The sequence below is a fragment of the Aeromicrobium sp. SORGH_AS_0981 genome (assembly GCF_031453195.1).
Classification (GTDB): domain Bacteria; phylum Actinomycetota; class Actinomycetes; order Propionibacteriales; family Nocardioidaceae; genus Aeromicrobium.
In genome coordinates this window covers 3,073,861-3,094,683 of record NZ_JAVIZD010000001.1, presented here as the reverse complement: position 1 = coordinate 3,094,683, position 20,823 = coordinate 3,073,861, and the positions used below count along the sequence as shown (strand labels likewise).

The following is a 20,823-nucleotide window of genomic DNA, read 5'->3' as shown; positions in this document are numbered from 1 at the left end:
CCTGGTGGACGTCGTCTGGCAGAATGTCGCCTTGTGTCCGCCGCGGCCGGGACCCTCTCACCCCGACCGCTGGGCCCACCAGCTTCGTGACCGAGTCGTGACCCCACCCGGCTCGCCACGTCACCCCACCACAGAGACCTGAGGAGACACCACACCCGTGGCCGTCAAGATTCGCCTGAAGCGGATGGGCAAGATCCGCACCCCGTACTACCGCATCGTCGTCGCCGACTCGCGCACCAAGCGCGACGGTCGCGTGATCGAGGAGATCGGCACGTACAACCCGAAGACCGAGCCGTCGACGATCCACGTCGTCTCCGAGCGCGCCCAGTACTGGCTCGGCGTCGGCGCCCAGCCCACCGAGGCCGTCGCCGCGCTGCTCAAGATCACCGGCGACATCGGTGGCACCAGCACGCTCAAGCAGCCCGAGCCGAAGGCCGACAAGGCCGCGCTGTTCGACGCCGCCCTCAAGGAGCTGCACTCGGAGCCCAAGACCGACGCGACCACCAAGAAGAAGGCCGCGAAGAAGGCTGACGAGGCGCCCGCCGAGGAGCCGAAGGCCGAGGACACCGCTGCCGAGGCGCCCGCCGAGGCCGAGAGCACCGAGTCCTGATCGTGGCCGGTCGCACGCAGGAGGTCATCGAGCACCTCGTGTCGGCCATCGTCGACCACCCCGACGAGGTCGACGTGCGCGCCGCGTCGACCCGCCGGGGCGACCTCTTCGAGGTGCGGGTCAACCCTGCCGACCTCGGCAAGGTGATCGGCCGCTCCGGTCGTACCGCGTCGGCGATCCGCACCGTCACCGGAGCGATCGCCGGCACCAAGGGTGCCCGCATCGACTTCGTGGACGTCGACCGCCAGCGCTGAGGACCTGACGTGCGCGTCGTCGTCGGCCGCATCGGCCGGGCCCACGGCATCAAGGGCGAGCTCGCCGTCCAGGTCCGCACCGACGAGCCGGAGCGTCGCTTCGCTCCTGGCACGACCCTCGTCGCCGGCGACCGCACCGTCGTCGTGGCAGCCGCCCGGAACCACTCCGGGCGGCTGCTGCTGCGTCTGGAGGGCGTCGGCGACCGCACCGCGGCCGAGGCCCTGCACGGGCGCGTCCTCGAGGTCGACGTCGACCCCGACGACGTGCCCGAGGAGGACGACGCCTACTACGACCACCAGCTCGTCGGCCTGCGCGTGCACGACCACGCGGGCACCGACGTCGGGGTCGTCTCCGACGTGCTGCACCTGCCCGAGCAGGACCTGCTGTCGCTCGACCTCGACGCGGGCACGCGCGGCGTCCTCGTGCCGTTCGTGGTCGCGCTCGTCCCCGACGTCGACCTGGGTGCGGGACACGTGACGCTCGCCGACGTGCCCGGTCTGCTCGACCCCGAGGCCCAGACCGTCGCCGAGCCCGAGCGGGCCGCCGGCGGTGCCGACGCATGAGCGAGCCCGACACCCCGACCCTGCGCATCGACGTCGTCTCCATCTTCCCGGCGTACCTCGACGCGCTCGACCTGTCCCTCGCCGGCCGGGCCCGCGAGAAGGGCCTGCTGCAGATCGCGACGCACGACCTGCGCGACTTCACCCACGACCGGCACCGCACCGTCGACGACACGCCCTACGGCGGCGGCGCCGGCATGGTCATGAAGCCCGAGCCGTGGGGCGAGGCGCTCGACACGGTCACCACCGACGACAGCGTGGTCGTGGTGCCGACGCCGTCGGGCACCCCGTTCCGGCAGTCCCTCGCGCACGACCTCAGCCGCGAGCGGCACCTGGTGTTCGCGTGCGGACGCTACGAAGGCATCGACCAGCGCGTCATCGACCACGCCCGCCAGCGCTGGCGGGTCGAGGAGGTCTCCCTCGGCGACTTCGTCCTCAACGGGGGAGAGGTGGCCGCGCTCGCCGTGATCGAGGCCGTCGTGCGCCTCGTCCCCGGCTTCATGGGCAACCCCGCCTCGCTCGCCGAGGAGTCGCACGGTGAGGACGGCCTCCTGGAGTACCCCGTGTACACCAAGCCGGCCACGTGGCGCGGTCACACGGTGCCCGACGTCCTGCTGTCCGGCCACCACGGCGCGATCGCCGCCTGGCGGCACGAGCAGGCCCTGCAGCGCACCCGCGAGCGACGTCCGGACCTGCTCGGTGACGCGTCCGAAACATCGAGTTAACAGTGGCTCTCCTGCCGTAACCCTCCCGTGATTCTCAGGCAAGCCTGAGAAAACCTCAGGTCGTGACACTGGCGGCGGATACACGCAGCAACGGAGCTGTGTGCCGCCCCTGCGGGACCTCTGCGGTCCTGTTCACTCCCAGGAGAGAGAAACTCGATGGATTTTCCCACGTACTGGCTGCTGATCGCGGCCGCTCTGGTGCTCTTCATGACGCCAGGCGTCGCCTTCTTCTACGGCGGACTCGTGAAGGCCAAGAGCGTCGTCTCGATGATGATGCTCAGCTTCGGCACGATCGGACTCGTCGGCGTCCTCTGGATGCTGTTCGGATTCAACATGGCCTTCGTCGACGGCTCCAGCGCTGACTGGATCCCGCGTGTGCTCGGCAACCCGTTCTCGGACTTCGCCCTCAACGACGCCGCCAACGCCGCGTTCGGGGGTGACGGCGCCGCGAGCTTCGTGCTCGCCAACGCGGCCTTCGGGTCGACGTTCGCGATCATCACGGTCGCGCTGATCTCGGGCGCCATCGCCGACCGCGCCCGCTTCTTCCCGTGGCTGCTGTTCGCCGGTCTGTTCGCCGTCCTGGCCTACTTCCCGGTCGCCTCGTGGGTCTTCTCCTTCACCACCGACGACCAGGGCGTCCCCACCTTCACGGGCTGGATCGGCAACCTCGGCTCGGCGCTCGGCTTCGACACCGGCACGATCGACTACGCCGGCGGCACCGCGGTGCACATCAACGCCGGTGCGGCCGCCCTGGCCCTCGCGCTCGTCCTTGGCAAGCGCAAGGTCTTCAGCAAGGAGACCGCGGTCCCGCACAACGTGCCGCTCGTCCTCATCGGTGCCGCGGTCCTGTGGTTCGGCTGGTTCGGCTTCAACGCCGGCGCCACCCTCGCCACCGGCACGGCCGGCACCAACGGCTCCGCCGCGCTGATCATCGTCAACACGATCGTCTGCCCGGCCGCGGCTGCGCTCGGCTTCATCGTCATCGAGCACTTCCGCAACGGCAAGGCCACGGCTGTCGGCGCCGCCTCCGGTGTCGTCGCCGGTCTGGTCGCCATCACGCCCTCGTGCGCCAACCTGACGCCGTTCTGGTCCATCGTGCTCGGCCTCGTCGCCGGTGCCGTCTGTGCGGTCGCCATCGACCTCAAGTACAAGCTCGGCTTCGACGACTCGCTCGACGTGGTCGGCCTGCACCTGGTCGCCGGTGTCCTCGGCACGCTGTACCTCGGCTTCTTCGCCATCGACACGGGCCTGTTCACCGGCGGCGGCAACCTGGAGCAGTTCATCGTCCAGCTGATCCCCGCCGTCGCCGTGGCGCTCTACAGCTTCGTCGTCGCGTTCGTGATCGCCAAGATCATCGACGCCACGATCGGCTTCCGCGTCACCGAGGAGGAGGAGGTCGCCGGCATCGACAGCGTCCTCCACGGCAGCGAGGGCTACGCGCTCGACTGAGCACGCCTCGCACCCCAGACCCCACGAGGGCACCTGCTCGGGCAGGTGCCCTCGTGGCGTTCTGTGTCGTCTGCCGCCCACGGCCCGGCACCCCCGCCGGGCCCTGTGCCGCCCACGGCCCGACACCCCGCTGTGCCCTTCGCCGCCCACGGCCCGGCACCCCCGCTGTGCCCTTCGCCGCCCACGGCCCGGCACCCCCGCCGGGCGCCGGTGCCGGTTTCGGGAACCCTCGACCCGTGTGGAATACTTGGCTGCTGGCGCATCGCAGTTCTGCCACAGGGGAGCCGCTGACCGACGCCGCACGACCCTTTCTCTTCCACCATCGTTTTCCGTGGGTGACCTGTGGCACCGGCGAGGAGTAGATCATGACCAACCTGGTCGACCAGGTCGCAGCCGAGTCCCGTCGCGACGACGTCCCCGCGTTCCGCGCCGGCGACACCCTCAAGGTCCACGTCAAGGTCGTCGAGGGCAACCGCTCCCGCGTCCAGGTGTTCCAGGGCGTCTGCATCAAGCTGCAGGGCTCGGGCATCGGCCGCACCTTCACGGTGCGCAAGGTCAGCTTCGGCGTCGGCGTCGAGCGCACCTTCCCGCTGCACACGCCCGTCATCGAGAAGATCGAGGTCGCGACCCGCGGCGACGTGCGTCGCGCGAAGCTCTACTACCTCCGCTCGCTGCGCGGCAAGGCCGCGAAGATCAAGGAGAAGCGCGAGGACTGAGGTCCTCCCGCGTGCCCACCTGCTCGCTGTGGCTCCTGCGTCTAGGCTCACGTCGTGAGTGAGACCGTGAAGAAGCGCCAGCTGCCCGTCTGGCAGGAGTCGATCCTCCTCGTCGTCATCGCGATGGTGATGGCCGTGGTGGTCAAGGCCTTCTTCCTGCAAGCGTTCTACATCCCGTCGGAGTCGATGGAACCGACGATGCTCGTCAACGACAAGATCCTCGTCCAGAAGGTCTCCTACTGGACCGGCGATCCCCAGCGTGGCGACATCGTCGTGTTCGACGACCCCGGGGGATGGCTCGACGCCAGCGAGGACGCGAAGGCCAGCAACCCGGTCCAGAAGGCGCTGGAGGTCGTCGGTCTCTTCCCGACCGGCGGTCACCTCATCAAGCGCGTCGTCGGCGTCGGCGGTGACCGCGTCGCCTGCTGCGACGAGCAGGGCCGGCTCACGGTCAACGGCACGTCCATCGACGAGCCGTACCTGCGCGACCCCGCCGCCAACAGCGAGACCCTCTTCGACGTGATCGTCCCCAAGGACCACCTGTGGGTCGAGGGCGACAACCGCGGCAACTCCGCCGACTCACGCGTCCACCAGGGCGACCCGGGCGGCGGCTTCATCCCCGTCGACGCCGTCGTCGGCAAGGCGTGGGTCCGGGTGTGGCCGTGGAAGCGCATGGGCTTCATCCGCGGCACCGACGCGTTCGCCGAGGTGCCCGACGACCCACCCGCGAAGCGCGAGTGACGCAGCAGCAGTGACAGGACGTCCGAGCCTCCGGTTCGAGCGCAGCCTCCTGCGCGAGCGCTGCACCGTGCTCGCCTGCGCCGACGAGGTCGGCCGCGGTGCGCTGAGCGGTCCGGTCAGCGTCGGCGTCGTCGCCGTCACCGAGCGGACCCGCACGGCACCGCAGGGCGTGCGCGACAGCAAGCTGCTCTCGCCCGAGGCACGCGCCCGGCTCGCGCCACGCATCCGCCGGTGGGCCACCACCCACGGCGCGGGCTACGGGGTCGGTCACGCGTCGCCCGCGGAGATCGACGCGGTCGGCATCATGGCCGCGATGCGGCTCGCCGCGCACCGCGCGCTCGTCGACCTCGACCCCGCGCCCGACCTCGTGCTGCTCGACGGCAACCACGACTACCTGAGCGCGCCCGTGCAGCCGTCGCTCCTCGACGCACCCGGGCCGAGCTTCCCGCCCGTGGTCACCGCGGTGAAGGCCGACCTGCGCTGCGCCGCGGTCGCCGCCGCGAGCATCCTGGCGAAGACGTCGCGCGACGCGCTCATGGTCGAGCTCGCGCGGGAGCACCCGCAGTACGGCTGGCACGAGAACAAGGGCTACGCGTCGTCCGCGCACGTCGAGGCACTGCGCCGGCACGGTCCGAGCGACCACCACCGTCGTTCGTGGAGCCTGCCCGGCTGCGCGGTCCCGGCCGGTAGTGTTCCGGGGAGCGACACGACGAGCACGATCGAGCAGGCCGTGGAGGGCAGATGAGCGCAGAGGACCTCGAGAAGTACGAGACCGAGGCCGAGCTCGCGCTGTACCGCGAGTACCGCGACGTCGTGAAGATCTTCAAGTACGTCGTGGAGACCGACCGTCGCTTCTACCTGTGCAACGCGGTCGACGTGAAGGTCCGCTCCGAGACCGGCGACGCCTACTTCGAGGTGTCCATGAACGACGCCTGGGTGTGGGACATCTACCGTCCGGCCCGCTTCGCCAAGAACGTCAAGGTGCTCACCTTCAAGGACGTGAACGTCGAGGAGCTCGCCGACTCCGACGTGAAGATCCCCTCCGCCTGAGGCGCCTCGTGGACGAGACGCCGGCGAACGTCGTGGCCGTCCTGGCGCGCATCCCGGTGGAGAGCATAGACGCCGCGCTGCCGCTGTACGAGCGCCTGGCGGGCACCTCGGACGTGCACGCGTTCACGTTCGGGCCGGTGCGGCTGGCGTGGGTCGGCCCCTTCCTCCTGCTCGAGGGCGCCGACGAGGCCGCCCGTTCCCGCGCCGCGACGATCATCGTCCGCGACCTCGACGTCGTCGTCGACGCCGTGCTCGACGGTGGGGGAGACCTCCTGGACGGTCCGATGCCTGGGCCGAACGGCCGCAGGCTCGTCGCCCGCCACGGTGACGGCAACGTCGTCGAGTACGTCGAGCAGGTCGCGCCGACCCGCTCCTGAGCAGTCCACAGGCCCTTCGCCGGGCTGGTCCCGGTCGTCCACAGCCCGCGCGAGGGGTCTGTCGGGGGCGTCGTGGTGTGGCGAGGCTGGGGGCATGAGTCAGGCACGCAACGACGCGCTGGGGCGGTACGGGGAGCAGGTGGCGGCGCGGCACCTGGAGTCGCTGGGGATGACGATCCTGGAGCGGCGGTGGACGTGCCGCTGGGGTGAGCTCGACCTGGTGGCAAGGGACGGCGACACGATCGTGTTCTGCGAGGTCAAGACGCGGACGAGCTCACGCCACGGGACGGGGTTCGAGTCGGTCTCGGCGCGCAAGGCGGCCCGGCTGCGGCGCGCGGCATCCGCGTGGCTGCAGGTGCAGGAGGTGGAGCCGGCGGCGGTGCGGATCGACGTGGTGTCGGTACGGATCCCGCGGCGGGGTGGCCCGGTGGTCGAGCGCATGGGTGGGGTGGCCTGATGGCGGCGACGCACTCGGTGACCCTCGACGGGCTGACCGGTCGGGCGATCGAGGTGGAGGTCGACATCGCCTCCGGGCTGCCCAAGACGATCGTGGTGGGCCTGGCCGACACGATCGTCAACGAGGCACGCGACCGGGTGCGCGCGGCGGTCGTCAACTCCGGTACGTCGTGGCCCGACCAGCGGGTGACCATCAACCTCGCGCCGTCGACGCTGCCGAAGACCGGGTCGCACTACGACCTCGCGATCGGGGTGGCGATGTTCGTCGAGAAGACGCTGGTGCCGGTCGAGGCCACGGCGGGCACCGTCTTCATCGGCGAGCTCGCCCTCGACGGTCGCCTCCGTGCGGTCCGCGGGGTGCTCCCGGCGACGGTCGCCGCCGCCGAGGCAGGGTTCGGACGGGTCTTCGTGCCGGAGTCGAACGTGGGAGAGGCCGAGCTCGTGAGCGGGGTGCAGGTCGTCGGCGTGCGGTCCCTGCGCCAGGTGGTCGCGCTGCTCACGGGGGAGGAGGAGCCCGACGACCCGCCCGTGCCGCCGCTCGAGGAGGGCGTCGGGCTCGGGCACGCCTACGTCGACCGGGTGGCCGGGCTCGACCTCGCCGACGTGGCCGGGCAGGAAGACACCCGGACCGCCGTCGTCGTGGCTGCTGCCGGGGGCCACCACGTGCTCATGACCGGTCCGCCCGGCATCGGCAAGACGATGCTGGCGCAGCGGCTCCCCGGCCTCCTGCCCGACCTGACCCGCGAGCAGGCCCTGGAGGTCAGCGCGGTGCACTCCCTGGCCGGTGTGCTGCCGGCGGACGTGCCGCTCGTGGAGCGTCCCCCGTTCGTCGACCCCCACCACACCGCCAGCGCCGTGGCCATCGTCGGCGGCGGCCAGCGGGGGATCCGACCGGGCGCGCTCAGCCTCGCCCACCGCGGCGTCCTCTTCCTCGACGAGGCGCCGGAGTTCGCGTCGAACGTGCTCGACGCGCTGCGCCAGCCGCTGGAGTCCGGTCACGTCGTCGTCTCGCGCGCGGCGCAGACCGCCACGTTCCCCGCCCGGTTCCAGCTGGTGCTCGCCGCGAACCCCTGCCCGTGCGGGCAGGGCGGCTCGGTGAGCGACCCCTGCGAGTGCACACCGCTCATGCAGCGCCGCTACCGCGACCGGATCTCCGGGCCGGTGCGCGACCGCATCGACATCCACCGCACGCTCGTCGCACCCAGCCGCCCCGAGCTGGTCCATGACACGACGGGCGCCCGCTCCACCGCCCAGCTCGCGCCGGCCGTGCGTCGAGCCCGGGAGCATCAGGCCGTCCGGCTCGCCGGGACGCCCTGGCAGGCCAACGCCGACGTGCCGGGCGTCGACCTGCGCAAGCACTGGCCGGCCACCGACGCCGCCCGACGTCTCGTCGACTCCCACCTGCGCGGCCAACGGCTCTCGGCGCGCTCGGCCGACCGGGTCCTGCGGGTGTCCTGGACCGTGTGCGACCTCCGGGACGGCGGGCAGCCCGACGTCGACGACGTCGAGCTCGCCCTCGCGCTCCGCCGGGGCACGCCCCTCGGGCCGCTGCTGCGCGACCTGGTGACGTCGTGAGCGGACGGACCGACCAGTTCCGTCGGGGAGACGCGCTGCGCGACGCCGAGGCACGGCTCGCCCTGAGCCTCGTCGTCGAGCCCGGCGACCCCCGCCTGGTCCCGCTGCTCGACGAGCACGGAGCCGGCGCCGTCGTGTCGGCGATCCGCGACGGTGGGGCTCCGCTCGCGTCGCACCTGCCGGACGCCTGGCGCGACGCGGCACCGCGTCTGGAGCGCGACGTCGTCGCCGCCCGCTCCCGCGCCGACGAGCAGGGCCTGCGCTGGGTGGTGCCGGGCGACCGCGAGTGGCCGGTCGGTCTCGACGACCTCGACCACGTGGAGCCGCACGGAGGCACCACCGGGGCGCCGTTGGGGCTCTGGGTCCGCGGTCCCGCCGACCTCGGCGGGCTCGCGGAGCAGGCGGTGGCCGTCGTCGGCGCCCGCTCGTGCACCGCCTACGGGAGCGACTGCGCCGCCGAGATCGCCGCCGACGTGGCCGACCAGGGCGGCACCGTCGTCAGCGGCGCGGCGTTCGGCATCGACGCCGCCGCGCACCGCGGCGCCCTCGTGCAGCACCGGCCGACCGTGGCGGTGCTCGCGTGCGGGGCCGACGTCGAGTACCCGCGCACCCACGCGTCGCTCCTGCGCCGGATCGGCCAGGACGGTCTCGTCGTCTCGGAGCAGGCCCCCGGCCAGGTGCCGATGCGTTCACGCTTCCTGTCGCGCAACCGGATCATCGCCGCGCTCGCGGTCGGGACGGTCGTGGTCGAGGCGGCACGCCGCAGCGGCTCGCTCAACACGCTGTACTGGGCCGACGCCCTGGGCCGCGTGACGATGGGCGTCCCCGGGCCGGTCACGTCGCAGCAGTCCGCCGGCGTGCACCAGGCGGTCCGCGACGGGCGTGCCGTGCTGGTCACGACGGGCCGCGAGGTGCTCGACGCCGTCGCCGGGGTCACCGCCGACGTCGCCGAGCCCGCGCGGGCCGACGACACCGAGCGCGACCGGCTGGGTCGCCTGGCGCGCCGGGTGCTCGACGCGTTGTCCTTCGAGCAGGCCCGGACAGGTGCCGACGTCGCCGCGTCCGCGCGGGGGAGTCGCGCCGAGGTCGCCGAGCTGCTGACGGCCCTCGAGCGCCAGGGGCTCTGCGTCCACGTCGGCGACCGCTGGCTCGTGCTCCCGCGTGGTGCCTCGACGACCCGGCGCTGAGCCGTCACCCTGGGGGCATGGGTGCAGCCTGGGACGACGCGGTCGAGGCGTTCGCCGAGCACCTGCGCCACGAGCGGAACCTGTCGGAGCACTCGGTCCGCGGCTACCGCACCGATCTCTCCCTGCTCGCCGAGCATGCACAGGCTTTGGGTCTCGACGGGCCCGCCGACCTCACGACCCGCGCGCTGCGCAGCTGGCTCGCCAACCAGCAGACACTGGGCCGCGCCCGGGCGACCATCGCCCGGCGTGCCACGTCGGCGCGCACGTTCACGGCCTGGTGCGTCCGCACCGGACGGGCGCCGTCGGATCCCGGCGCGCTGCTGGCCAGCCCGAAGGCGCGGCGCGAGCTGCCGGCCGTCCTGAGCGAGAACGAGGTGCGGGCCCTGCTCGACACGACGGCCGATGCGGTCGCCGACGACGGACCCGTCGGGCTGCGCGACCTGCTCGTCCTCGAGCTGCTGTACGCCACGGGCGTCCGCGTCGGGGAGCTGTGCGGACTCGACGTGGACGACGTCGACCCCGGGCGACGGCTCGTGCGCGTGCTCGGCAAGGGCCGCAAGGAACGGTCCGTCCCGTACGGCCTCCCGGCGGCGCACGCGCTGGACGCCTGGCTGACCAGCGGCCGCCCGGCGCTCGCGACGTCGGACAGCGGCCCGGCACTGCTGCTCGGGCTCCGTGGGGGACGGCTCGACCCGCGCACGGCCCGCAAGGTGGTGCACGACCGCCTCGCCGCCGTCGACGGGGCGCCCGACCTCGGCCCGCACGGGCTGCGCCACACCGCAGCGACCCACCTGCTGGAGGGTGGCGCGGACCTGCGCAGCGTGCAGGAGGTGCTGGGCCACGCGTCGCTCGGCACCACCCAGATCTACACGCACGTCAGCAACGAACGTCTGCGCACCGCCTACCGCCTCGCGCACCCCCGGGCCTGACGACGGCGCGGCACGGCGGTCACCAGGGGGTGCTCGGCACGCCCCAGCGGGACGTCGTCGCCACGACGAGACGCGCCAGGGCCTCGCGGTCGCCGAGGTGGTCGGGGTCCACCCCCAGCACCGCGAGCGTCGCGGTGTCGCCGTGACGGGCCCACCAGACCGTGAGCCCACCTCTCGTGCGCCGCAGCATCGAGGGCGTGACCCCCTGCGTCACCGACCGCATCAGCACCGACGTCGCCGGACGGCCCAGCGGTGCGGCGAACGTGGCCGGCAGCCGTCCCAGGTTGGAGCACAGGCACAGCGGCGCCGCGACGCCGCGGGCCAGGACCGCGACCGCCGGGTCCGGCAGCAGCTGCGTGAGGGGGCCGAGGGGGTCGCGCCTCCCGGCCGCCAGGGTCGCGTACGCGCCACGGGCCTGTGACCGCACGGCCGCGAGGTCGACGACGCGGCCGACACCGTCCGCGACCTCGGTGTCGACGTCGATCGAGACGCCCGAGGTCGCGTTCGAGCGCAGGTCGTCCGGGCCGCGCAGGCTCACGGGCAACGAGACCCGCACGGGGCGCCCCGCCTCGACCCGCCCCGAGGCCAGCAGCACCTCCACGGCCACGGCCACCAGCAGGCTGTTCGACGTCCCGCCGTGCCGCGCGGCCGCCTCGTCCCAGGCGCGGGCGTCGAGGTCGACGACGACGGTGGCCGGCACGCGCGGCGCGTCGTCGCCCGCCCGGTCGGGGCCGAGGAGCCCGTCGCGCGACGTCTGCACGTCGGTGCGCGGAGGTCGCGACGACGTGAGCGCGTCACGCGCGGCCGTGGCACCACCGCGCAGCGCGAGCCCCACCTGCCGTACCGCGTCGCGCAGGTCGTCGCGGACCGTCGGCGCGGGCCCTTCCGAGGGCAGTCGACGCAGGCCGCCGCCCTCGACCGCCGCGACGAGGGCGGCGACGTGCGCGCCACCGTCGCAGACGACGTGCGGCGTCAGGTAGGAGAGCACCGAGCCGCCGTCGGTCGTGCTGGCGGTCGCGAGGCTCCACGTGGGGCCCGACCACGGGTCGAGCGGCTCGGCCGCCCGCTCCTCCGCCCACGCGAGGACGTCACCCGGCTGCAGCGGCGACGTCGCCACGTCGACCGGGCCACCCGCCGACGACGCGACCCAGCTGTCGCGGGCACCGGGGATGCGTGAGCGTCTGATCGAGCGGGCGAGAGGTCCCTCGCGGAGCCCGAGGTCCAGCCGTTCCACCCCGGTCGGGTCGAGGGGGCGGTCGAAGCGCCACACGGTCTGGTTGACCACGGGGATCCCGAGGACGCGGTGCGCCCGCACGAAGAGGTCGTCGTCGAGGGTCAACCGGTTGCCCTCGGTGACGGTCGCTCGCGCGACCTGGGTGCTCTGCAGGTTCACGGTTCCTCCAGCCCTGGTGGTCAGTCGCGTCGGACGTACGCCCGCACCGTGAGCGGCGCGAAGATCGCGAGCACGGCGAAGGAGCCGAGCAGCGCGGTGAGCACCGACCCGGCAGCAGGATCGCCCCCGGCGAGGTCGCGCACCGCCGAGACCAGGTGGGTGACCGGGTTGACCTCCGCGATCGCCCGCATCCACGCCGGCATCGTCTCGGTGGGCACCAGCGCGTTCGACATGAACGACAGCGGCGTCAGGACGAGCATCGACACGCCCTGCACGGCGGCGGCGCTGCGCATCATGACGCCCATCAGCGCGAACACCCAGCTCATGGTGAAGCCGCTCAGCACGACGAGCGCGCAGCCGGCGACGAGCCCGGCCCACGACTCCGGCCGGTAGCCCATCGTCACGCCGACGAGCACCGTCATCGTCACCGCCACGACGTAGCGGACGACGTCGGCGAGCAGGGCCCCCGCGAGCGGTGCCGTGCGCGCCACGGGCAGCGACCGGAAGCGGTCGAACACACCGCGGTCGATGTCGTCGCGCAGCTGCACGCCCGTGACGACCGAGGCGGTGACGGCGATCTGGACGAGCACACCGGGCACGAGCTGGGGGAGGTAGGCGTCGACGCCACCCGCGACGGCACCGCCGAAGACGTTCGCGAACAGGATGGTGCCGACGACCGGCAGCACGATGACGTCGAAGAGGCGCTGCGGGTCGTGGCGGACCCGCAGGAGTCCCCGGTGGCCGAACGTGAGCACCTGGGCCAGTGCGGACAACGGGCCCACGCCGCCGCGCGGCACCGGTCGCGCCGGCGTCCCGATCGCGGCGCTCATGCCGCGTCCTGTCGCTGGGGGCCGGGCGCGTCGAGGGCTCCGGTGAGCGCGAAGAAGACCTCGTCGAGGCTCGGGCGGGCCGCGCTGAGCTCGCCGATCTCGATCCCCCGAGCGGTGAGCGCCAGCACGACGTCGGACGTCACGGCGCCCGACCGGACCGGCGCGGCGAGGAGCACGCCGTCGTCCTGCGGCACCTGCCCGGTCACCTCGTGCAGGACGCGGGCCGCCTCGACACGACGAGCCGGGTCCGCCACGACCAGGTGGAGCGTGAGGCCGCCGACGGACTCCTTGAGCTCGGCGGGCGTGCCGTCGGCGACGACGCGTCCGCGGTCGATCACCGCGATCCGGTCGGCGAGCTGGTCCGCCTCCTCCAGGTACTGGGTGGTGAGCAGCACCGTCGTTCCCTGGGCGACGAGCTCGCGCACCGTCGCCCACATGTCGGCGCGCGTGCGCGGGTCGAGGCCCGTCGTGGGCTCGTCGAGGAACAGCAGCGGCGGGTCCCCGAGGAGGCTGGCCGCGATGTCGAGACGTCGCCGCATGCCTCCGGAGAACGTCGAGACGGCGCGGTGCGCCACGTGGGTCAGGCCGAACCGCTCGAGCAGGTCGGCCGCCCGGGAGCGGGCCTCCGCCCGTCGCCAGCCGACCAGCCGGGCGAAGAGGTAGAGGTTCTCGTGCGCCGTCAGCAGCTCGTCGAGCGCGGCGTACTGGCCGGTGAGGCCGACGAGGGAGCGCACCTGCGTGGGTGAGCGCATCACGTCCTGCCCGAAGACCTCCGCCCGCCCGCCGTCGAGGCGGACCAGCGTCGCGAGGGCGCGCACCGCGGTCGTCTTCCCGGCGCCGTTCGGCCCGAGCACGGCGTGCACCGTGCCGGCACGCACGGACAGGTCGAGGCCGTCGAGCGCCCGCTGCTCCCCGTACGTCTTGACCAGTCCCTCGGCCCGGATGGCCCACTCGGTCATCATCGTCCCCCCTCGTCCGGTCGCGGCGCCCAGCGCCCGACGCTCACCACAGCCGTGCCTCGACGTGCCACGCCGCCAGGCCCGACCGCACCAGGTCACGCAAGGTCTCGTCGTCGGGCACCCGCGCCGGGTCCAGGGCGGCGACCGTCACCGTGGTGCGCCCGCCGGAGGTGCACGCCCAGGCGGTCAGACCGCCGCCGAGCGCCCGGATCTCGGCGTCGTCCACGACCCGGTGGCCGGCCAGCGCGGCGATGCTGCGGGCCGGCGTCCCGGTCGGCGCGCTGAACGCCGGAGACATCGTCCCCAGGTTCGAGGCCAGGACGCGAGGGCCGGTCGGCACCGGCAGCCGCCGCACGACCGCGTCGGGCAGCATCTGCACGAGCGTGAGGAGCGAGCCGGCGTCGTCGTCCCCGGCCGACGTGTCGCGCGTGCCGAGCCGGGCGTAGGCCTCACGGCACCCCGCCCGCAGCGGCGCGAGGTCGTGGCGCCGCAGGTCGCCCGGGTCGACGGCGACGCGGGCGATCCGCGTGGCGTTGGCCCGAGGATCGTCGGTGCCACGCGCCGTGACGGGCAGCGCCACCAGCACGGGCTCGTCCTCGTCCGTGATCCCGGCCGACACGACCAGCGACGCGCCCAGGGCGACGAACCAGGTGTTGAGGGTGCCGCCGTGCTTGGCCGCTGCAGCCTCGACGTCGGCCGTGCGGCACTCCGCCACGACGGTGGGGACGACCCAGCCCTCGGGCGCGGTCGGCCCGTCGGTGGTCGGCGGCGGCGACGCCCCCGCGGAGGTCGTCGCGCCGCCACCCCGTCGCAGCGCGCTCGCGGCGCCCCACCGCACGACGGCCCGGAGCTGGCGCGTCGCGTCCTCCAGGTCGCCACGCAGCGTCCCCCAGGTGCCGTCGCGGTCGGGGAGGGTCAGTGGCGCACGACCGGAGGTCGCCCGCTCGACGGCGTCGACCATCGCGCCGCCGTCGGCCACGGCGTGGTCGACGATCAGCGACAGCAACGAGCCGCCGTCGGAGAGCCGTGCGCTCGCCAGCCGCCACGACTCGCCGCGGCCGGGGTGCAGCGGTGCGGTGTGGTTGGCCCGGAGCCAGTCGACGACGTCGCAGTCCGGGAGCACGGTCGGCTCGACGTCGATCGGCGGCGCGTGGGGCGCCCGCGACCAGCGGCCTCGTGCGCCGGGCACGCGGGGGCGGTCGGCTCTCCGCGAGAGCGCCCCGCGGGCCAGCTCGTCGCGCAGCCGGACCAGCGCCGCGGTCGGCACGACGTCGTCGAGACGCCAGACGAACTGGTTGACGATCGGCGTCCCCACGCCGCGGTGACGTCTCAGGAACAGGTCGTCCCCGAACGTCAGACGAACCGTCGCGTGGTCGATCGTCATCATGAACACCCCCCCAGGTTCTGCCGAGTCAAGCGGGCCGCTGCAGACCGTGTCCAGGGGGAGGGGCGCGTGAGCATCATCACGTCGCGCGCACTCCGCGGGGGCGCGCAGACTGGCGAGCAACGGCCGCGGGGAGTGCGCGGACGTGGCGGATGGATCGCGTCACCGAAGAGACCGGTGGCGCACCGGACGGGGGGAGCACTGCCATGGAGTACACCGAGCTCGACGACTACCCGATCCCGGCAGGGATCGTGACGACGTGGACGCCGACGACGTCGTCGGAGGCGTGGGAGGACGACCCGCGCGGGCTGTCCTACGACCACGCCGCGCACCTGGCACGAGATCCCGACGGATCGTGGATCGGCTCGGCGATGCGGGTGCCGCTGCCGTTCGACGCCGACGCCCTGCGTCGGGCCCTGCGGGCCTGGATCGCGCGTCACGAGGTGCTGCGCACGACCGTCCGCCGGACCGCCGACCCCGCGTCGACCTGCGCGTGGCAGCGACGGACGGTCGGCCAGGCCCAGGTCGACGTCCGCCCGGAGGTGCTCGGGCACCGGTCCAGCGACGCGGCGCGGGTCGAGGTGGCGCAGTTCCTCGCGAGGCTGTCGCCCGTCACCTGGCCGCACTGCGTGTTCGCGACCGTGCGCGGCGCGCACGCCGAGGGCTTCGTCCTGGTCTTCGCGGCCGACCACAGCGTGATGGACGCGTACTCGCAGGTCCTGTGGTTCGCCGAGATGGAGGACCTGTACCGCCAGGCCCTCGCCGGCGTCGACGACGACGCCCTCGCCGTGCTCGACGTGGGCAGCCACGTCGACTTCTCGGCCGTCGACCGTCGGGCGGGGGAGGAGCTGTCGGCGGAGCACCCGGCGGTGCTGCGCTGGCGCGCTTTCACGTCGCTCGACGAGAACGGCGAGCCGCGCGACGTGCCCGCCTTCCCGCACCACCCCGACGTCGCGGCGGCCGGCGTCGACGACCGTCCTCGACGCCAGCGCAGCCTCTCGACCTGGGTGCTGGGCGGGCCCGAGACCGACGAGCTCGGCCGACGGCTGCGTGAGCACGGTGTCGGGATGCAGGCGGCCGGCCTCGCGGCGCTGGGGATCGCGTCGCGGCGACGCTCCGGCGTCGAGCGGCTGCGGTTCGTGATGCCGATGCACACCCGCCACGACCCCCGGCACCGCGAGTCCGTGGGCTGGTACGTCGGCCTGTGCCCCGTCGACCTGGACCTGTCGGGGACGGACACGTTCGCCGAGGCGGTCGCCCGCGCCGACGCCGCGACGCGGGAGGTCAAGGACCTGGCGCGGCACCCGTTCCCCCGGGTCGCCGAGCTCCTGGGCGTCGGCGATACACCGCACTTCGTGGTGTCCTACGTCGACGTCCGGCACGTGCCGGGCGCCGAGCGCTGGCCGGCCCAGCAGGCTCGCGCGCTGAGGTCCCCGGTGTTCGCCCCGGACGAGCTCTACCTGTGGCTCATCCGCCACCAGGGCGGGCTGAACCTCTCGGTCCGCTACCCGGGTGCCTGGGCTGTGGACGCGGCCGTCCGCGGCCTCGCGGCGCACCTGCGGGCCGTCCTGGCCGACATGGTCGAGCACGAGCGGGCGAGCCTGCTCGCGACGGCGGCGGACCGATGATCCTCGCGGAGATGGCGCGGTGGCGCACGGCGCCCGGCACGGTGCTGACCCTCGGTCCGACGCCCGCGAGCCTCGCGGCCGCGGCCGGGGCGCCCGTCGACAGCGCGCCGCCGTCGTTCCTGCAGGCCGACCACCTGCGGGCCTACGCCGCCCGTCGGCGCGCAGGCGGCGTGCACCGCGCCTGGACCGGCGTGGCGACCGAGCTCGACGGCCCGCTCGACCGCGACGCCCTCGCCCGTGCCCTCACGCGGCTGGTGACGACGCACGAGGGCCTGCGGTCCTGGTTCGACCTGAGCGGGGAGGTGCCCGTCCGTCACGTGGTGCCGGTCGCCGACGTCGAGCACGCGGTCGTCGACGTGCAGGATCTGGAGGTCGAGGACGGCTCGTGGGACGAGGCGCTCCAGGCGCACCTGGTCCGGACCTTCGACGCCGCCTGCCGACCCGACGCCTGGCCGGGGTTCGTCCTCGGCGCGGTCGAGCACGCCGACGGGTTCGGTCTCTTCTGGGGCTGCGACCACGCCTTCACCGACGGCGCGTCGCAGCTCATGGTCGCCTCCGAGCTCGCCGACCTCTACGCGGCCGAGGTGGCCGAGGCCGGTGGTCCTGCCGTGGTCGAGGGGGCACTGCCGACCCCGGAGGAGTCGGGTCCGTTCGGCGTCTTCGCGGCCGAGGAACGCGCCCGCGCCGCCACCTACGACCCGTCCTCGCCCGAGGTGCGTGCCTGGACCGACCTGGTCGAGTCCCAAGGCGGACGTCTGCCGTCCTTCCCGCTCGACCTCGGTCTCGAGCCCGGTGCGACGGCGCCTGTGCACATCGCGTCCTACGACCTGCTCGACGCCGAGGCCGCCTCGCGTCTGGACGCCCGGTGCCGCGCGCTCGGCGTGCGGACGGTCTCCGCGGTGTTCGCGGCGCTCGCGGCGACCGACCACCTGCTCGCGGACCGCGCGACCTACGCCGGTGTGACGGTGCTGGGCGCCCGCGACACCGGACCGTACCTGCGGTCGCACGGCTGGTTCTGCACCTTCGCGCCCGTGCTGTTCGAGGTCGCGCCGCACGCCGACGACCTCGACGCCCTGCTGGTCGCCGCGCACGCCGGTTTCGAGGCCGGCCGTCGCACGTCGCGCATGCCGGCGCACGTCGCGCTGGCCGAGATGCTGCGGACGGGCGTGCTCGGACCCGACGGCGTGGGGTCGCCGCAGCTGGTCTCCTACCTCGACGTCCGTCGCTTCCCCGGGGCGGGCCGGCCCGCGCACGAGCGCGGGGTGCACTTCACGGGCGAGGGCCGCACGGCCAACGCCTCGATGTGGGTCAACCGCGACGCGGAGCGTCTCTACGTCGGGCTGCAGCACCCCGACACCCCCGAGGCGCACGAGGCCGTCTCGCGGTACTCCGCGGTGCTGGCTCGCGTGGCCGGGACGCTGGCCGAGGGGTCGACGTCGCTGCCCGAGGTGGAGACCAGCCGTGCTGGTCACGTCGGCTGACCTCTGGACGCCCGCGCCGGGCACGGTCGTCTCCTGGGACGTCGAGCCCGGGGTCCCCCCACGACGTCGCGTCGACCTCTCCCTCAACCAGCGCAACCACCTCGCCGGGGCGGTGGCAGGGGAGCCGTCGGTGTGGATGGCGGCGGGGTTCGACGTCGAGGGTCCTGTCGACGTGGCCGCGCTCGAGGGGGCCTACCGGGCGGTCGTCGCACGGCACAGTGCTCTCCGGGTCGGCGCGGAGGTGGTCGACGGTGCCGTGCACGGCAGGCAGCACGACGCAGCCGACCTGCGCTGGACCCGACGTGCCGACGTGCGCACGTCGACCGTGGACGAGACCCGCGACCACGTGCGTCGCCAGCTCGACGCCGCGTGCTGGCCGCTGTCGTACCCGGCCTTCTGGCCCGCCGCGATCTCGCGCCCGGGCCGCTCGACGGTCGTCCTCGGGCTCGACCACCTCCACGTCGACGCCTACTCCCTCGCCGTGCTGGTCGACGACCTCCACACCGTCTACACCGGCCTCGCGCACGACGGACGGGCGCCCGACCTGCCCGAGACGTCGTGCTTCGTCGCAGGGCTGGCCGACCCACCGCCGCGCGTGGCCCCCGACGACGCGCGACTGCGGTCCTGGCACGACTTCCTCGCGCGCCAGGACCACCGCCTGCCGACCTTCCCGCTGTCGTTGGGCGTCGAGCCCGGCGAGCGCGCCGCGCAACGCACCGAGGTGTCGGTGCTGGGCGACGCCGGCGTCGCGGACCGGCTCGGCGACCACGCCCGCCTGCACGGCGGGTCCACGGCGACGGCTGCGCTCGCCACGCTCGCGTCCGCGGTCGCCGACCTGGGCGGGCCGGCCGTGCTGCCGCTCCTCATGCCCGTCCACCTCAGGTCGACGCCCGCGGAGCGACGGACGGTCGGGTGGCTCACGACCACGGTCCCCGTCGAGCTGGCGACGCACCCCGACCCGTGCGCGACGCTCGCGCACGCCGCCGGAGCCGTCGAGGCCGCCCGTGCGATGGCGGCCGTGCCCCTCGACCAGGTGCTCGGGACCGCGTCGCGGCCGCTGGTGCGCGAACGGTCTGACGTCTTCATGGCCTCCTACCTCGACTACCGGCGCCTGCCCGGGCACCAGGAGCTGCTGAGGCGCCGAGCCCACCACGTGTCGGCACCGACCGTGGCCGACGACCTCCAGGTGTGGGTCTCCCGTACGCCCGAGGGTCTCGGTGTGCGCGTCCGCACACCGGCCACGCTGACGGCGGCCCGGGTCGTCGCGAGCCTGCTCGAGCGCTGGCGGGACCGGGTCGCCACCCTGGCCTCCGGGCCGTGCACCAGTCCGCTCGCGCTCACCGGAGCGGGTCGACCGGCTCACCCCGTCGGGTCACCATGAAGTGCAGGTGGCAGCCCGTGGACAGGCCGGTCGAGCCGACCGCACCGAGCACCGTGCGCGACGTCACCCGTGCGCCGGGTGCCACCGACGTGGCGGAGAGGTGCGCGTACCCGGTCTCGAGCCCTGGGCCGTGCTCGACCACGACCCGCAGGCCGTACGGACCGTCGTGACCCACGCTGCGCACGGTGCCGGTGCGTGCTGCCCGGACGGGCGTGCCGCACGCGGCGCCGAGGTCGACCCCGTCGTGCAGCTTGCGCACCCCGGTGACCGGGTGCACCCGCATCCCGTACGCCGACGTGACCGGGCCTCCCACCGGCCGCGACCACCCGCCCCTCCCTCCCGCCGCCCCGCCGAACGTGCCCGCGGGCGGGCGGGGGAGCGGGCCCTGCGGGTCGACGAGCACGAACCGCGACGCACCCGTCAGCCGACCCCGCGGGTCGAGGTAGCGCTCGCCGGCGAGCCGGCCGAGGTGCAGACAGGGTCCCGCGCAGTGCGAGCCCGCGACGTCGAGCCGACCGAGGACGTCACCGGCCTCCACCGCGTCGCCGGCGCGGACGACACGACGGACCACCGGCTGGTAGGTGGACCGCTCCGCCCCGTGCTCGACCGTCACCACGCCCACGCCCGCGACGGTGCCCGAGAACAGGACCCGCCCGACCGCCACGGAGCGGACCGGCTCGCCGGCCCGGCCGGGGAGGTCGACCCCGCGGTGACCCGCCCGGTACGGCCCGTCGGGCAGGTCGAACTCCGCCGTCACCTGACGCGAGCCGAGGGGCCACCGCCACGGCGGGCCGTCGGCGGGTGCCCCGTCGGCGCCGGCCGGACCGGGCTGGAGGAGCGTCAGCAGCGTGAGGAGCGGGACCAGCAGGAGCAGGACACTCGAGGACGGGTGGCGCATGTCCCGAGCCAACCGTCGCCGGTACCCCCGCTCCAGGGGACGACACCGAGCTGTGGACGCCGCCGACCCGCGGCGCGCGGTCGTCGCGCACCGGTGGATTTCTCGATCTCGGACCCCGTGTCCTAGACTGACCCCATCACGTCCTCGGACGTGAAATTCGCACGCCCGCCTCCGTCGTGACACCGCCAGCCGGTCGAACCTCGGGCGCGACCCTGGTCCTGCTCGCAGGTCGGCTCGCG

The 20,823-nt window shown here is 74.0% G+C and carries 22 protein-coding genes; 17 read left to right on the top strand and 5 right to left on the bottom strand.

Translation table 11 applies throughout. The features are described 5' to 3' along the window. The first annotated feature begins 157 nt into the window (after window positions 1-157). The 14 genes from rpsP (at window position 158) to QE370_RS15250 (ending at window position 10,630) form a co-directional block, all read left to right on the top strand. Complete coding sequence (gene rpsP, locus QE370_RS15315; RefSeq protein ID WP_253026975.1) at window positions 158-610, top strand: 30S ribosomal protein S16; 453 nt, start codon at window positions 158-160, stop codon at window positions 608-610. A 2-nt stretch (window positions 611-612) separates the two neighbouring features. Further along, complete coding sequence (locus tag QE370_RS15310) at window positions 613-864, top strand: RNA-binding protein (RefSeq protein ID WP_067856593.1); 252 nt, start codon at window positions 613-615, stop codon at window positions 862-864. Between the two features lie 9 nt (window positions 865-873). Next, window positions 874-1,428, top strand: a complete 555-nt coding sequence (gene rimM / locus QE370_RS15305; protein WP_253026974.1) for a ribosome maturation factor RimM — start codon at window positions 874-876, stop codon at window positions 1,426-1,428. Window positions 1,429-1,448: 20 nt separating this feature from the next. After that, window positions 1,449-2,150 carry a tRNA (guanosine(37)-N1)-methyltransferase TrmD gene (gene trmD, locus QE370_RS15300; protein WP_309635271.1) on the top strand — a complete coding sequence of 234 codons (702 nt, stop codon included), beginning with the start codon at window positions 1,449-1,451 and terminating at the stop codon, window positions 2,148-2,150. Window positions 2,151-2,306: 156 nt separating this feature from the next. Further along, window positions 2,307-3,599, top strand: a complete 1,293-nt coding sequence (locus QE370_RS15295) for an ammonium transporter (RefSeq protein ID WP_253026973.1) — start codon at window positions 2,307-2,309, stop codon at window positions 3,597-3,599. A 365-nt stretch (window positions 3,600-3,964) separates the two neighbouring features. Next, on the top strand, window positions 3,965-4,315 hold the full coding sequence (gene rplS, locus QE370_RS15290; protein ID WP_067856601.1) for a 50S ribosomal protein L19: 351 nt from the start codon (window positions 3,965-3,967) through the stop codon (window positions 4,313-4,315). 54 nt (window positions 4,316-4,369) lie between these two features. After that, window positions 4,370-5,056, top strand: a complete 687-nt coding sequence (gene lepB / locus QE370_RS15285; RefSeq protein ID WP_309634876.1) for a signal peptidase I — start codon at window positions 4,370-4,372, stop codon at window positions 5,054-5,056. A 10-nt stretch (window positions 5,057-5,066) separates the two neighbouring features. Then, on the top strand, window positions 5,067-5,801 hold the full coding sequence (locus QE370_RS15280; RefSeq protein WP_309634875.1) for a ribonuclease HII: 735 nt from the start codon (window positions 5,067-5,069) through the stop codon (window positions 5,799-5,801). Further along, entirely contained in the window at window positions 5,798-6,106 is a 309-nt protein-coding gene (locus QE370_RS15275) for a DUF2469 domain-containing protein (RefSeq protein ID WP_067856607.1), read from the top strand. The genes QE370_RS15280 and QE370_RS15275 overlap by 4 nt, the downstream gene beginning before the upstream one ends. Before the next feature lie 8 nt (window positions 6,107-6,114). Next, on the top strand, window positions 6,115-6,483 hold the full coding sequence (locus tag QE370_RS15270; protein WP_309634874.1) for a hypothetical protein: 369 nt from the start codon (window positions 6,115-6,117) through the stop codon (window positions 6,481-6,483). Between the two features lie 94 nt (window positions 6,484-6,577). Continuing rightward, complete coding sequence (locus tag QE370_RS15265; RefSeq protein WP_309634873.1) at window positions 6,578-6,940, top strand: YraN family protein; 363 nt, start codon at window positions 6,578-6,580, stop codon at window positions 6,938-6,940. Further along, the gene (locus QE370_RS15260; protein WP_309634872.1) at window positions 6,940-8,514 is read left to right on the top strand and encodes a YifB family Mg chelatase-like AAA ATPase; all 1,575 of its coding nucleotides are present in this window, start codon (window positions 6,940-6,942) and stop codon (window positions 8,512-8,514) included. Before QE370_RS15265 ends, QE370_RS15260 begins: the two co-directional genes overlap by 1 nt. After that, window positions 8,511-9,701 carry a DNA-processing protein DprA gene (locus tag QE370_RS15255; protein ID WP_309634871.1) on the top strand — a complete coding sequence of 397 codons (1,191 nt, stop codon included), beginning with the start codon at window positions 8,511-8,513 and terminating at the stop codon, window positions 9,699-9,701. The genes QE370_RS15260 and QE370_RS15255 overlap by 4 nt, the downstream gene beginning before the upstream one ends. Before the next feature lie 17 nt (window positions 9,702-9,718). Further along, complete coding sequence (locus tag QE370_RS15250) at window positions 9,719-10,630, top strand: tyrosine-type recombinase/integrase (RefSeq protein ID WP_309634870.1); 912 nt, start codon at window positions 9,719-9,721, stop codon at window positions 10,628-10,630. Window positions 10,631-10,649: 19 nt separating this feature from the next. On the opposite strand, the gene QE370_RS15245 is transcribed toward QE370_RS15250, so the two are convergent. From QE370_RS15245 to QE370_RS15230, 4 genes are read right to left on the bottom strand one after another with little or no spacing between them, the layout of a single operon-like run. Further along, window positions 10,650-12,023, bottom strand: a complete 1,374-nt coding sequence (locus QE370_RS15245; protein ID WP_309634869.1) for a hypothetical protein — start codon at window positions 12,021-12,023, stop codon at window positions 10,650-10,652. 20 nt (window positions 12,024-12,043) lie between these two features. Next, a complete protein-coding gene (locus tag QE370_RS15240; protein ID WP_309634868.1) occupies window positions 12,044-12,853 on the bottom strand; it encodes an ABC transporter permease in 810 nt (269 codons plus the stop codon). After that, window positions 12,850-13,815 carry an ATP-binding cassette domain-containing protein gene (locus QE370_RS15235; RefSeq protein ID WP_309634867.1) on the bottom strand — a complete coding sequence of 322 codons (966 nt, stop codon included), beginning with the start codon at window positions 13,813-13,815 and terminating at the stop codon, window positions 12,850-12,852. Before QE370_RS15235 ends, QE370_RS15240 begins: the two co-directional genes overlap by 4 nt. A gap of 40 nt (window positions 13,816-13,855) precedes the next feature. After that, window positions 13,856-15,199: a hypothetical protein gene (locus QE370_RS15230; protein ID WP_309634866.1), complete on the bottom strand. Its 1,344-nt coding sequence runs from the start codon at window positions 15,197-15,199 to the stop codon at window positions 13,856-13,858. 203 nt (window positions 15,200-15,402) lie between these two features. Here QE370_RS15230 and QE370_RS15225 point away from each other — a divergent pair, with 203 nt between their 5' ends. The 3 genes from QE370_RS15225 to QE370_RS15215 are packed head-to-tail and all read left to right on the top strand — an operon-like array spanning window position 15,403 to window position 19,686. Continuing rightward, complete coding sequence (locus QE370_RS15225; protein WP_253027370.1) at window positions 15,403-16,824, top strand: condensation domain-containing protein; 1,422 nt, start codon at window positions 15,403-15,405, stop codon at window positions 16,822-16,824. Continuing rightward, window positions 16,821-18,305 (top strand): condensation domain-containing protein, encoded by a 1,485-nt coding sequence (locus QE370_RS15220; protein ID WP_309634865.1) that lies wholly within the window; start codon window positions 16,821-16,823, stop codon window positions 18,303-18,305. The genes QE370_RS15225 and QE370_RS15220 overlap by 4 nt, the downstream gene beginning before the upstream one ends. Beyond that, window positions 18,286-19,686 (top strand): condensation domain-containing protein, encoded by a 1,401-nt coding sequence (locus tag QE370_RS15215; RefSeq protein ID WP_309634864.1) that lies wholly within the window; start codon window positions 18,286-18,288, stop codon window positions 19,684-19,686. Before QE370_RS15220 ends, QE370_RS15215 begins: the two co-directional genes overlap by 20 nt. Here QE370_RS15215 and QE370_RS15210 read toward each other — a convergent pair. Further along, a complete protein-coding gene (locus QE370_RS15210; RefSeq protein WP_309634863.1) occupies window positions 19,643-20,584 on the bottom strand; it encodes a peptidoglycan DD-metalloendopeptidase family protein in 942 nt (313 codons plus the stop codon). The genes QE370_RS15215 and QE370_RS15210 overlap by 44 nt on opposite strands. Between the last annotated feature and the right edge of the window lie 239 nt (window positions 20,585-20,823).